The 13,039-nt window shown below is 61.3% G+C and carries 10 protein-coding genes and 1 pseudogene; 5 read left to right on the forward strand and 6 right to left on the reverse strand.

Going from position 1 to position 13,039, the window contains the following annotated elements:
• Nucleotides 1–2: 2 nt before the first annotated feature.
• Together SO180_RS25530 and SO180_RS25535 are read right to left on the reverse strand one after the other, a co-directional pair.
• Nucleotides 3–944, reverse strand: coding sequence for an ABC transporter permease (locus tag SO180_RS25530; RefSeq protein WP_449381593.1), 942 nt, complete (start codon nucleotides 942–944; stop codon nucleotides 3–5).
• Between the two features lie 46 nt (nucleotides 945–990).
• Nucleotides 991–2,502, reverse strand: a complete 1,512-nt coding sequence (locus SO180_RS25535) for an ABC transporter substrate-binding protein (protein ID WP_449381594.1) — start codon at nucleotides 2,500–2,502, stop codon at nucleotides 991–993.
• A gap of 260 nt (nucleotides 2,503–2,762) precedes the next feature.
• Here SO180_RS25535 and SO180_RS25540 point away from each other — a divergent pair, with 260 nt between their 5' ends.
• The 5 genes and pseudogenes from SO180_RS25540 to SO180_RS25560 all read left to right on the forward strand — a co-directional run bounded on the left by SO180_RS25540 (nucleotide 2,763) and on the right by SO180_RS25560 (nucleotide 8,969).
• Nucleotides 2,763–3,929 carry an ROK family protein gene (locus SO180_RS25540; protein ID WP_449381595.1) on the forward strand — a complete coding sequence of 389 codons (1,167 nt, stop codon included), beginning with the start codon at nucleotides 2,763–2,765 and terminating at the stop codon, nucleotides 3,927–3,929.
• A gap of 235 nt (nucleotides 3,930–4,164) precedes the next feature.
• A pseudogene (ggt, locus tag SO180_RS25545) lies at nucleotides 4,165–5,761 on the forward strand (gamma-glutamyltransferase).
• An 11-nt stretch (nucleotides 5,762–5,772) separates the two neighbouring features.
• Nucleotides 5,773–7,419, forward strand: coding sequence for an ABC transporter ATP-binding protein (locus tag SO180_RS25550; protein WP_449381596.1), 1,647 nt, complete (start codon nucleotides 5,773–5,775; stop codon nucleotides 7,417–7,419).
• 33 nt (nucleotides 7,420–7,452) lie between these two features.
• Nucleotides 7,453–8,682: a Gfo/Idh/MocA family protein gene (locus SO180_RS25555; protein ID WP_449381597.1), complete on the forward strand. Its 1,230-nt coding sequence runs from the start codon at nucleotides 7,453–7,455 to the stop codon at nucleotides 8,680–8,682.
• A 164-nt stretch (nucleotides 8,683–8,846) separates the two neighbouring features.
• Nucleotides 8,847–8,969 (forward strand): hypothetical protein, encoded by a 123-nt coding sequence (locus SO180_RS25560; protein ID WP_449381598.1) that lies wholly within the window; start codon nucleotides 8,847–8,849, stop codon nucleotides 8,967–8,969.
• Between the two features lie 170 nt (nucleotides 8,970–9,139).
• Here SO180_RS25560 and SO180_RS25565 read toward each other — a convergent pair whose 3' ends face one another.
• From SO180_RS25565 to SO180_RS25580, 4 genes are all read right to left on the reverse strand, one after another.
• The gene (locus tag SO180_RS25565; RefSeq protein WP_449381599.1) at nucleotides 9,140–10,012 is read right to left on the reverse strand and encodes a DMT family transporter; all 873 of its coding nucleotides are present in this window, start codon (nucleotides 10,010–10,012) and stop codon (nucleotides 9,140–9,142) included.
• A 108-nt stretch (nucleotides 10,013–10,120) separates the two neighbouring features.
• Nucleotides 10,121–10,576: a MaoC family dehydratase gene (locus SO180_RS25570; protein ID WP_449381600.1), complete on the reverse strand. Its 456-nt coding sequence runs from the start codon at nucleotides 10,574–10,576 to the stop codon at nucleotides 10,121–10,123.
• Nucleotides 10,577–10,587: 11 nt separating this feature from the next.
• Entirely contained in the window at nucleotides 10,588–11,757 is a 1,170-nt protein-coding gene (locus SO180_RS25575) for an FAD-dependent oxidoreductase (RefSeq protein ID WP_449381601.1), read from the reverse strand.
• Between the two features lie 11 nt (nucleotides 11,758–11,768).
• On the reverse strand, nucleotides 11,769–13,013 hold the full coding sequence (locus SO180_RS25580) for a flavin-containing monooxygenase (RefSeq protein ID WP_449381602.1): 1,245 nt from the start codon (nucleotides 13,011–13,013) through the stop codon (nucleotides 11,769–11,771).
• Between the last annotated feature and the right edge of the window lie 26 nt (nucleotides 13,014–13,039).

Below are 13,039 nucleotides of genomic sequence, written 5' to 3' on the forward strand. Positions count from 1 at the left end.
GCTCACGACCTGAGCCTCGGATTGAGCAGCACATAGGCCACATCGGCAATCAGGCTCATCAGGAGAAATACTGCCGCCGTGCAGAGAACGACCGCCTGAACCACAGCATAATCGCGGCTGAATACCCCATCGACGACCATTTTGCCGAAACCGGGGATCGAAAAGACCTGCTCGGTCAACACCGCGCCGGCCAGTAACTCGCCAAATTGCAACGTGCCCAGCGTGACCACCGGGATCAGCGCATTCGGCAGTGCATGGTGCAGCACGATGGTGCTTTCGCGGACGCCTTTCGCGCGAGCGGTGCGGACATAATCCTGCTTCATCGCCTCGATCATTGCGCTGCGGACATGGCGCATCATGATCGCCGCTGTGCCCGTGCCGAGCACCAAAGCAGGCATAAGCATCGAAATCAGGTTGCGGCCGACACTTTCAGAAGGCGGAACAAAACCTCCGGCCGGCAGCCAGCCGAGGTTCACCGAGAATAGAAGGATCAACATGATCCCCAGCCAGAAATGCGGAATGGAAAGTCCAGCGAGTCCGAAAAGACTGGCACCATAGTCGAGGGGCGTCCCGCGTCCCAGCGCCGCGAAGATCCCGATCGGCAGCCCGACGAGTAGCGCGACCAGCATCGACAGGATCGCGAGCTCAATGGTCACCGGCAGTTTTTCCACCAGCATGGTGCCGATCGGCAGTCGGGTGCGGACTGAAGTGCCGAAATCGCCGTGCGCCAGGGCTTTTAGCCAGATGGCATATTGCACCGGAATCGGATCATTGAAGCGATACTTCTGCCGAAGATATTCTACGACCTCGGGATTGCGCTCTTCCCCGGCGAGCGCCAGCGCCGGGTCGCCGGGTAGCAGCTTCTGCAGACCGAACACCATCATCGACACGAGCAATAAGGTCGGTAGTAGGACGGCAAGGCGGCGCAGAAGCAGGGTCTTCATTGGAGCAGATTGGTCCTCACCTGAGGAAAGCGCGAGACGTTGCGCATCAATTCACTGGCTTGACACCCACCAGGCGCAAGAGCCCGTCTGGTACCATGACGATCCCACCGACCGATTTGCGGGCAGCAAAGAACCAGTTAGGGTGATAGAGGGGAATTGACGAGAGTGCCGTTAGGTAAATGTCAGTCGCTTTCGCATAGAGAGTCTTGCGCTTGGCTTCGTCGGCCTCGCCTCGCGCCTCGGTCAGGATCGCATCGAGATCCTTGTTGCAGTATTTGTTGACGTTCTGAGAGCCTGCGCAACTGAAGAATGCGACCAGTGTTGGGTCCGGGTCAGCACGGCCGCTCCAGTTGCCGATGTAGGCTTCGAAATTGCCGTTCATGTAGCGCTCGATAGCGGTGGTCGTTTCCATAGGCAGCAGTTTCACGTCGAAACCGGCCTCGGCCGCCATCGACTGCATGATCTGTGCGACCCGGGAGTCGCCGGCCGTATTCTCGTACTGAATTTCGATAGGGACGCGGGTCATTCCGGCCGATGCAATCAATGCCTTGGCTTTGGCAACGTCGCGAGCCGGCGCCTTGTGGGCTGTATCGTAGAACGGAGATGACGGGGGGATCATCTGATTATCCGCCAGGAACTCGCCGTTGAAGGCAACGCGATTGATGACATTGCGATCGATCACAAGCTCAAAGGCCTGCCGTAGCGTCGCGTTCTTGCCGAGTGGTGTATCGGCCTTGGCGCCTGCGCCGACATTGAACATCAGATGCGAAACCGCAAGCCCCTTTCCGGAATGCAGAGTGAGGTTGGGATCGTCGCGCACGGTCTTGAGATCGGTGGGCGCGACGCGTTCCGCGAGCTCAAGATCGCCCGCTCGCACCCGCGACAATCGCACGGTTGAGTCAGGCACGTAGTAGTAGACGACTTCGTCGTAGCCGACCGCTCCAGCGTTCCAGTAGCCAGGATACTTCTTGAGGCGAATGAGGTCACGCGACTTGCGCTCGACAAATTGATAAGGACCCGCACAGACTGGCGCGGCTGCAAAGTCGCCGGCTTTCTCCGCGGCGGCCTTCGGCGATACCATCATGCCGGCACGATCGCTGAGATTGGCAAGCAGCGGCACGAATGGTTCCGACAGGTTGAACTTGACCTTGTCGCCCGCAAGGGCCTCGACGCTCACGATCGGCGCCAGTTCGGCCTTGCGCTTCGAATCCGGCATCGTCTTCATGCGCTCGATGTTGAACTTGACCGCCGCCGCATCAAACGTGGCGCCATCGTGGAACGTGACGTTCTTGCGCAGAGTAAAGGTGATCGACTTGCCGTCCGCGGCCCACTCCCACGCCTCTGCGAGCTGTGGCACGATCTTGAGGTCGGGGGAGATATCGACAAGTTTGTCGCACAGCGCCGCAAACACGAACCGGCCCGAATAAGTGCCGCTGAGTGCCGGGTCGAGCGCATCGGGATCGTCCTGAATGCCGACCCGCAGTGTTGCGGCACTGGCCGCGACAAGGCCCGATCCGATCATCAGAATTGCCGCCAACGCCGTGCCCATCCGCTTCATACGGAATTCCTTTCTTCCAAGGCTTCTCTGTCGAGGCTCTCGAAGAAGACAAGCACACCAATCTCAATTTGTAAACATATCGAACGAATTGACCTTTGGTGCGCAATAATGTTGTACGAAATGCACCGTCGACGGCGAGAATAACGCTTCTGTTCCCTCTTGACGGAAGGCGTGAGTCGCCATTAGTTCGAGAGGCTGACGAATTGGATTGAGCTTATATGCCAGACGCCCCGTCATCGCCCGTTGCGCGACAGCAATCCGTGCGCCTAGTCGTCGAGCGCCTGCTGCGTGATCGAGCGGTCTCGCGCGCCGAGCTCTCTCGCAGCACAGGCCTGTCCAAACAAACAATTTCCGAAGTCATGCGCGATCTCGAACGGGACGGCTGGGTGCGCGAGGACGGGCAAATCCAGGGCAGCGTGGGTAGAAGTGCAGTTACCTACGCGCTGCGGCCCGACGCTGCGTTCGTGCTGGGCGTCGACCTTGGCGGCACGAAACTGCACGTCGCGCTTGCCGATCTGCAGGGAGAGATCGTCGCCGAGAGCATCGAACCGACCTCCGGCGACGGTGGTGCTGCCGTGGTCGCTCAGATCGGGCGCATGCAAGAGTCTCTTCTCCAGCGTGCATCTGTACCGGCCCAGCGCTTGCGTGGTGGCGTGATGGGGAGTCCGGGCATCATCGACCCGGCCTCGGGCAGCATCGTCATCGCGCCCAACATCCCCGGACTGGATAGTCTGGATGTGCGGACTGCATTGCGCGAGCGTCTCGGCATCGACGTCGCGATCGAGAACGACGTCAATCTTGCCGCGATCGGCGAGCACTGGCGCGGCAGCAGCCGCAAGGCCCGCAGCTTCGCCTTCATCGCCGTCGGCACCGGTATCGGCATGGGCATCTTTTCGGACGGATATCTTGTGCGCGGCGCGCGTGGCGCGGCGGGCGAGATCGCTTACCTGCCACTCGGAGGCGACCCCTACGATACGCGCGGTCTTCGGTTGGGTACGCTGGAAACCGCCATCGGCAGCGTCGGGATTGTCGAGCGCTATCTCGGGCTTGGTGGTGTCCCAGGCGGCACGGTGCGCGATGTCTTCGATCGGCTCGAGACCGACGAGGCGGCACGAATAACAATCGACGAGGTCAGTCGGATCCTTGCGAGTGCGATTCTGGCCGTGCACAGTATTCTCGATTCAGAAATCATCATTATTGGTGGTAGCATCGGCGCGCGGCCCGAGTTGAAGCTGCGGATAGATGAGTATCTCGAACGATGCATGCGCGAGCCTGTTCGTATCGAGCTCAGCGCGCTCGGCAATCGCGCTACGCTGATCGGCGCAATCGGCAGTGCGATAGACCTCGTTCACCGCTCGCTGTTTGGCATCGGCAGGGACGCGGGCCCGCTAGCACTTCCCGCCGTGGCGGCAGATGTTGCGGCATGACAGAATATCCGTCGAGAATTGAGGTTGTCGGCAATGCGGATGCCGTCGCGGAGCGCGCGGCCGCGATTGTCGTCGCCCAGCTGCGCGCTCGACAGCCGGTCACTCTTGGTCTTGCGACCGGCGCATCAATGACGCCGCTTTATGCCCTTGTTGTCGCTGCAACACGCGCCGGCCCGATCTCATTCCACGCGGCAGCGAGCTTCAATCGGCCTCATACCAACGAACGGAGAAGGGCATGAGCTGGGGACAGCGCGATTTCATGGTGCCGGGACGCTCTCTGGCGGTCGGCGACCAGGGCATGGTCGCGGCCTCTCACCCCGCAGTCACGCTGGCTGCGGTCGAAATCCTGCGTAGCGGCGGCAACGCCGTCGACGCCGCGATTGCTGCGATCGCCCTTCAGGGCGTCATTGATCCGCACATGACCGGCATCGGTGGTGACTGTTTTGCGATTTATGCTCCCGCTTCAGGCAAACCCGTCGCCATCAATGGTTCGGGCAGAGCGCCGGCGAAGGCAGAGCTGGGCTGGTTCCGGCAATTGGGATTGGCGTCGATTCCTGATGACTCGCCCCATGCCGTCACAGTTCCCGGGGCGGTCGATGCCTGGTGCCGACTCTCGAGCGATTATGCTTCAAAAGGTCTAGACGAGATTTTGGCACCCGCGATCCACGCGGCCGAGAAAGGCTTCGTGGTGACTCCGCGCGCTGCTCTGGACTGGGCACGCTATGCCAATCGCATCGAACGGCATCAGACCGGTGGGCCTATATATCTGCCCGGTGGCGCTGCGCCCGTCGTCGGCGGAAAGCTCAGCCATCCGGCCCTCGGCGCAACGTTGCGCCGGATCGCTCGTAAGGGACGGGCCGCATTTTACGAGGGTGCCGTCGCTGAAGAAATCGTCTCAATTTTGAAGGCGCTGGGCGGACTGATGGAGCTCGAGGATCTGGTGAGTGCCCGGTCGGAATACGTGACGCCTATCAGTGCCGACTATCGTGATCACCAAATCTGGCAATGCCCGCCGAACGGGCAAGGCGTCGCAGCGCTGTTGATCGCCCGAATCCTAGCCGGCTTCGATATGGCCGATCCCGCGCTCGGCGAAGCGGACCGCATCCATCTTCTGGCCGAGGCGACCAAGGCGGCTTACCGGCAGCGCGATGCGCTCGTCGCGGATCCCTCTTTCCGCCCGTTCGATATCGACGCCCTACTCTCGGAGGGATCGGTCGCGACCTTACGCTCCCGCATCAGGCGCGAATGTGCGAGCGCACCGACGGACTTCGACATGCCCGTTCATCGTGATACAGCCTACGTCGCAGTCGCCGATCGCGACGGCAACATGGTATCTCTTATCAATTCGCTGTTTTTTGCTTTCGGAAGCGGCATCTACGCTCCTCGCTCGGGCGTGCTATTGCAGAATCGAGGCTCGGGATTTCGCGCTCGTCGATGGGCACCCCAATGCCATTGCGCCACGAAAGCGTCCATTCCACACTATTATTCCTGGTCTATTGGCAAGGCGCGACAAGCCGGTCATGGCTTTTGGCGTAATGGGCGGACAATATCAGGCGACAGGACATATGCAGATCCTGAGCGGCATGCTCGACCGAGGTTGGGACATTCAGAAGTCCTCGGATGCACCGCGCAGCTTTGCATTCGACGGTGCGGTGGCGCTCGAACCCACGGTTCCTGCCTCGGTCGCTGATGATTTAATCGGTCGCGGCCATCGTGTGATCTGGGTCGACGAACCCTTGGGAGGCTGCCAGGCCGTGCACATCGATGTGTCGCGGGGCGTCATGTTCGGGGCGTCGGATCATCGCAAGGATGGCATCGCGTTGGCGGCGTGATCGGGACGAGGATGGATCGCAATGTTGGATCGGACAAAATGAACGACATAGTCGAACCGATCCTATCTATCGAACAGCTGACACTGGCGCTCCCCGCCGGCGCTGATCGTAGCTTCGCCGTCGAAGACGTCTCCCTTGCCTTGCACGCGCGACAGATACTCTGTGTTGTCGGCGAGTCCGGCTCCGGCAAATCGGTCTGCGCCTCTGCCGCGATGGGCCTGCTGCCGCAAGTCATTCGCCCAGTCGCAGGGGCCATTCGGTTCGAAGGGCGCGATTTGCTGAGGCTGGCGCCCAAAGAATGGCGGACGTTGCGTGGGCGGCGTATTGCGATGGTCTTCCAGGAGCCGATGACGGCGCTCAATCCTGTTATCAAGATCGGTGAACAAATCATGGAGGCGTTCGAGGCGCACGAGCAGCTCACGCCGCGTGAACGGCAGGTGCGTATGCGCGCACTCCTCGAGGAGGTGGGCTTGCGCGATCTGGACCGCATCATCCGCAGCTATCCGCATCAGTTGTCGGGCGGGCAACGTCAGCGCGCCATGATCGCAATGGCGCTGGCGCTCGAGCCGTCGGTTCTGGTGGCAGACGAGCCGACAACGGCGCTAGACGTCACCACACAAGCGCAAATCCTTCGGCTCATCCGCGACATCCAGCAGCGGCGTGGCATGGCGGTGCTTTTCATCACTCATGATTTCGGCGTCGTCGCCGACATAGCAGACCGCGTCGCGGTCATGGAGAAGGGGCGGGTCGTGGAAGAGGGGCCGGTCGAAGACGTTTTAAGGCGCCCAAAGGATCCCTATACACGTCGGCTGCTCGCGGCCGTACCCGGCGGGGTTCCGCCAGTTCGGGCGCAAGTCACGGACGAACCAATTGCCTGCGCCACGACCGGGCTTGCAAAGACGTATCGAGGTGGTGCGTGGTTCGGAGTGCAGACCGAGGTCGCGGCCGTCAAGGGCGTGAGCTTCGAAATCCGGCGAGGCGAAACGCTCGGCCTGGTCGGAGAATCGGGCTCAGGCAAGAGCACGATTGGACGCTTGGTGATGCGTCTCACCGACGCCGATGCAGGGGTGGTCCGCATCGGCGAACTTGATTTCTTCGAGGCTCGCGGAGCGCGTCTGCGGGCCGCCCGCAAGCACATACAAATGGTTTTCCAGGATCCGTTTTCCTCGCTCAATCCGCGCCGCCGCGTCGGACGGATCATCGCCGACGGTCCAATGGCGCACGGGGTTCCGGCAGCACAGGCCTTCGCTCGTGCCGAGGAGCTTTTGACCCTCGTCGGGCTCGATCCGGCCGCAGCGCGCCGCTTTCCGCATGAATTTTCCGGTGGGCAGCGCCAGCGGATCGGCATCGCGCGCGCGCTGGCGCTCGACCCAGAGGTCTTGGTCGCGGACGAACCTGTGTCGGCGCTCGACGTCTCGGTCCAGGCGCAAGTGCTCGCCCTGCTCGAGACGCTGAAGGAGAAGCTGCGGTTGGCGGTGCTGTTCATCACCCACGATCTCAATGTCGCGGCCCAGGTCTGCGATCGGATCGCCGTCATGCGCCTTGGCGAAATCGTCGAGATCAGACCGACCGCAGACCTGCTCAATCGGCCGGAGCATCCTTATACGCAGGCACTGCTGGCCGCGATTCCGGGGCGGCAACCGAAAGCGCCGAACTGATCCAGCCCATGCCATCATTGAAGGAGGTCTGATATGCAGAAGCTCACCGAACTTCCGATACTGCGTGTCGGGCTCATCGGCAGTGGCTTTATCGCCGCGTTCCATCTGCAGTCCATGCTCGGCGTACGCAATGTCTGCGTCGGCGGCGTGTACAGCCGCTCTGCTGAGCGTCGTGCGCGCATCGCAGACACGGCGCGCAGTCTTGGCCTTGGACAGGCGCATGTGTTCGGCAGCATCGAGACGATGGCCCTGTCCGGCGAGATCGATGCGCTCTGGCTGCTGACGCCGAACGACACTCGTCTCGACATCATGCGCGAGATTCACCGTGTGACCAAGGCGGGAGCTCCTCTGCGGGCCGTTGCCTGCGAAAAGCCGTTGGCTCGTACCCTTGCTGAAGCGCGGGAAATGCGCAGGCTTGCCGAAGATGCCGGCTTGCTCCACGGTTATCTAGAGAACCAGATATTTTCGACTGCGGTTATGCGCGGCAAGGACATCATATGGCGGCGGGCCGTGCCTGGGAGCGGTCGCCCTTATCTCGCTCGTGCGGCAGAGGAGCATTCCGGGCCGCACGAGCCATGGTTCTGGCAAGGCGAAAAGCAGGGCGGCGGCGTGCTTTCCGATATGATGTGCCATTCGGTCGAAGTCGCACGCTTCATGTTGACCGCGCCCGGTGCAAAGCGCGAGTCCTTGCGTCTGATCAGCGCCAGTGCCACGACGGCCAATCTCAAATGGACGCGGCCTCGCTATGCCGCCGATCTCAAGACGCGAATGGGCGTCGATTTTGCGAAGCGTCCTGTCGAGGATTTCGCACGCGGAATCCTCACGATGGAAGATGCCGATGGGCATCAATTGATGATCGAGGCGACGACTTCTTGGGCCTATGTCGGCGCTGGCCTGCGCATCCAGCTCGAATTGCTCGGCCCCGAGTATTCAATGGAGTTCTCGTCACTTTCGACCGGGCTCAAGGTCTTCCTGTCGCGCACGCTCGCCGGGTCGGAAGGCGAGGATTTCGTCGAGAAGCAGAATGCCGAACAAGGCCTGATGCCGGTGGTCGAGGACGAAGCTGGCATCTACGGTTATACGGACGAAAACCGTCATATGGTCGAAGCGTTTAGGCTCGGTGCCAGTCCTAGTGAGACCTTCGATGACGGTGTCGGGGTTATGGAAATGCTCATGGGCCTCTATCGCTCTGCGGAGCTCGGTCGGAGCGTACATTTTCCGGATCCCGAGCTCGAACACTACGTGCCGCTAGTGGCTCGGTGACGGTAGGGCGCCAGCGTGCACCGCAAAAGTCATCCGCTTCGGAGTTCGGTGGCGCATCACCTCGGGACCCGCATTGACCGCGGCAATACCCGATAGCAAGCTCGTTCGTCGTCTTTGGCGCCTGAGCCGACCGCGCCCAAAAGAATTCACCTGGAGATCCAACAGTGGACAGATCAATTCTGCTCGCCGCCATCTGGGCTTCACTCGCCGGGCCGGCGCTTGGCCTCGTCGGCATTTTCCTGCCCGGGATCCTGGCGCCTACGACCGCTTCGTCATTTGGTCCGTAATGTGTAGGTGCAGGCAGTCGCGCGGCTACCCCTCCACGCTTTGCGTGAGCGGGCCAATTCGTCCGCCTCGGCCGCGGGCGAATGCGGAAGTCTTATTTTTTTAGCTGGGCGAGCGGCGTTATCGGTTCCAAGCTCCTTTAGTTCGGAGGTTGAGCAGACTTGGGCGTATTTTATCTGCTACGAGATGGCGCGCGTTCTTGACTGCCGAACACCAGTGCAATTCCGCCAAGTATTGCAAGCGAAGATATGGAAAGGCGAAGGGAGATTGCTTCTCCTAGCACCAAGGCGCCTGCCAATGCCGCAATGACTGGAACGCTCAGCTGCACCGAGGCGCCTTGCGCGGGCGTGAGCCCCGGGAGCACCGCGTACCAGACCGTATAGCCAAGCCCGGACGCAACCGCGCCAGATAGGATTGCGCAGGCGAGCCCGATGGCTGTGATGTGCGTGCCAAACGAAAGGGCGCACAGGGAAAGACAGATTGCGATTGGAAGGGAGCGCAGAAAATTGCCACCCGTCACGCCAATGGGATCCGCAACACCACGGCCGAGCAAGGAGTAAGCGCCCCATGCAACGCCGGCAGTCAGCATGAGGGAGGCGCCCATTACAGACGGTGCCGATGCACCGGGAGCTACGAGCGCCGCCAGTCCGGCGACGGCAATTGTCAGTCCGAACGACTGCAAGGTGGATAGACGTTCACCGCGAACGAGCCCATAGCCGACCATTGTAGTCTGAACCGCGCCAAACAAAAGGAGCGATCCCGTACCGGCTGGTAGGGAGACATATGCAAAGGAGAACGCAGCCGCATAAACGAATAACGTAACAGATGCTGGCCACGATCCCGCCGGCTGTTCAGGCTTCCGGCGAAGCGACAAGATGAGGCACAGTACGCACGTGCCTGACGCGAGCCGAACAAGGGTGAAGGTGGCAGGATCGATCGCGGCCTGAGATAGGGCTAACCTGCAAAGCAACGAATTTGCGGCAAACCCAGCCATCGCCAAACCGGTCAAGGCAATTGTCCCGATTGTGATACGAGGCCGCTGCATTCGTCATTCACCTAAGCGAGACCGCAGGACCGATCTGCGCCGGTGTCACTGCAATTGTTGCATTGAGTCCGCACGACCGACCCATCACCTGGCTACGGCACGCTTCGCCTAGCGAGCCACGCGCCGCGACAACGGCATCGTGTAGGTTATCGCGGTTCCGACCACGCAATCTTCTCCGCTTGCGTTGCGGACGACGGTCTCCAACTTGCAGATCGGCTTGTCGTCCCGGACGTGCTCGACTTTGACGCTTGCGGTAATCGTCTCTCCGATCCGTACGGCCTTGACGAAACGCCAGTTTGTTTCGAGAAATACCGTGCCCGGTCCCGGGAGATCTTCGGCAACGACGGCGTTCATGAGACCGGTCGTGACCCCGCCCTGTACGATAAGTCCGCCAAAGGGTGACGCGGTCGCCAGTTCCACGTCATAATGGATAGGGTTCTTGTCGCCCGTCATCTCGGTGAACATTTCGATATCGCGCATCGAGGTCGTGCGGCTCCTTTCAGCGCGGCGACCTGGCACGGGTCGGCCGGCCAGCGTTCGGGTCCAGGGTGAGTCGGTCGACATTTCTCGTGCTCCTATGCTGCGAGGGACGGTTGTTGAGACAAGTTCGCGATGTGATTGGCTTCCGCTTTCATTGCCGCGCTCAGATCGGCATGAAGTTGCTTGACTTCGTCGAAGTCCCACGAGAACGAGGCAATTGCATCGGTGGCGCGAATAAGCGGCAAGGACAGTTCGTCGCGCTCGCGCTGGTAGCTCTCAAGGCCGCGGTTGCCGCCGTCGATGATCCCTCGCGATAGCAATTGCGCATCGCGAAGAGCGTCCGTGATTCCGTGCGCGGTCAAGGGGTCCTTGAAATAGCCGGCATCGCCGACCAGAGCCCACCCTGCACCATGACATTGTCGAAGGTAGCTCGTTGCGCCCGCAAAGCTCCGCAGACGGCCGACCAGCGTGGCTCTGCCAACGTCGGCGCGCAGCTCGGGAAAGCTCGTTGCCAGCACCTGGAGGAATCCGCGCATCACATCGCCGCGAAATGTCGCGACAAATTGAGAAGCCGGAACCGCCGCGAAGACGCAGTGAGCAGCGTTCGTTGGAATCACTCCTGCCGCGGCATTCCTTGCGAAATGCCAATGCAGGCCATCGCTGTTCAAGTCTGCAAAGTAGCCAAAAACGATGCCACAGGCATTGAAGCCTTCGACCAGTGTTTTTGAATTGACGAGCCGCGCAACGGTCGACTGGCGGCCGTCCGCGCCAATGACGATATCCGAGCGGACGGTTGTGCACGCACCGCTTCCATCTCTCAGTGAGGCGCCAATAACCCGGCCGTTCGATGCAAATTGCAACTCGGAAAGAGCGGTGCCATAGCGAACCGCCGCGCCGGCTTCGCGGGCTGCATCGGCGAGCAACGGATCGAGCACGGTGCGTCGCGGCGCCAACAGAAAATCGACGCCGTGATCCCGCTTGATATCCACTCGAACGATCTCGTCGCCATAGTGAAACGTGGTCGATCGAATCTCAGGCGTTCCCGCCGCTGCAAACTTCGGAATCAATCCCCATCGTTCGAGCTGCATAACAGCGGACCGCATCAGGGCGTGCGTCGACATCGTATCGGCGCCATAGGGCTGCCGATCGACCATCAGGACTTTTGCACCCGCCCGGGCCAGCAGGAGGCCGGTGGCCGCGCCCGCGCAGCGTCCGCCGATAACTACCGCGTCATAATGTGAGTTGAGACCGTGGAGACCGTTCATGGCAATTGCTCTCAGGCAGCAACGCGATTGAGGTTCTGGCTCAGATGGGCGGCGAGATCGGCAGCATCGGCGCCCGCTCCATCGATGAAAGACGATTTGCGCCGGCGCATGAATGGCAGGCCCATGACGTACATTCCCGGCGCAGAAACAATCCCGCCGTCGTGACGGATGCGTCCCTTGCCGTCGAGCACGGGGACGTCCAGCCAGGAGTAGTCGGGGCGATAGCCCGTCGCCCAGATCACCGTACCGATACCGCCACGGATTAGGTCCAGGCAGAGCCTGGTTTCCGACCCGACATCCGTCGGCTCAAAGCGATGAGGCGGGGCAAACTGCTGCGCCAGTCCGCTCGTGTTCACCCAATCATCGATGCTGGCGAGAAGACGGTTCATTTTTAGGTCGGCCAGCGCGCAATGATTGGCGAGCGATCCCGAAAACTGCGCCTTGCCGTCGCAAAGTCCGACAAGGCGACCCACGAGCTCGACGCCCGCCTTGCGCAGGCTATTGAGATCGATCGTGACGCGCTCAGGCGTTCCGATGAGCTGAAGCGACGGCAGTCGCCGCGCTCTTTCGATATCCTCGACCATGGTGTCGTACCGAACATCCATGGCACCGATGGTGTCCATCCACCACTGGATATCCCGTCCGCGGTAGGTCCGCGGCAGCCGGACGTGCTCTCCGACGCAAAGTAAGACTCTGCGGCCGGCCGCTCGGATCTCCCGGGCGAGCTGAATGCCGCTTGCTGAGGCACCGACGATCATCACGCCGCCATTAGGTAGGAGAGCGGGATTGTTGTATTGCAGTGGGGTGAGGCTGGTCACGGCGGCAGGCAAACCCGCAGCGAGCGACGGGATCGAGGCAAGGTTGCAGGCGCCGGTTGCGATCACGAGCTTGCGGCAGCGCCATGGACCAAGGTTGGTTTCGACCTCGTAACCGACCTCCTGCTGCCTTACCCGGGTGACGCGCGCTCCCGTCACAATTGGAGCACACGAAAGCCTGGCGTATCCCTGCAGGAAACTGACGACCTCCGACATCGTCATGAATCCGTCGGGATCATCACCGCGGTAGGCATATCCTGGCAGTCGAGTTTGCCAGTTGGGCGTCAGAAGGCGCAGCGAGTTCCACCGCTCCGTCAGCCATGAGTTGGCTACCTCGCCGCGCTCAAGGACCACGTGGTCGATCGAACGCGTGCTCAGATGCCAGCTCATGGCCAATCCGGATTGGCCGGCGCCGATAATGATGGCGGTCGCGAACTCCAAAGCACTCGCTCCTTTTTTTCCAACCG

This window comes from Bradyrhizobium sp. UFLA05-112 (genome assembly GCF_053572325.1).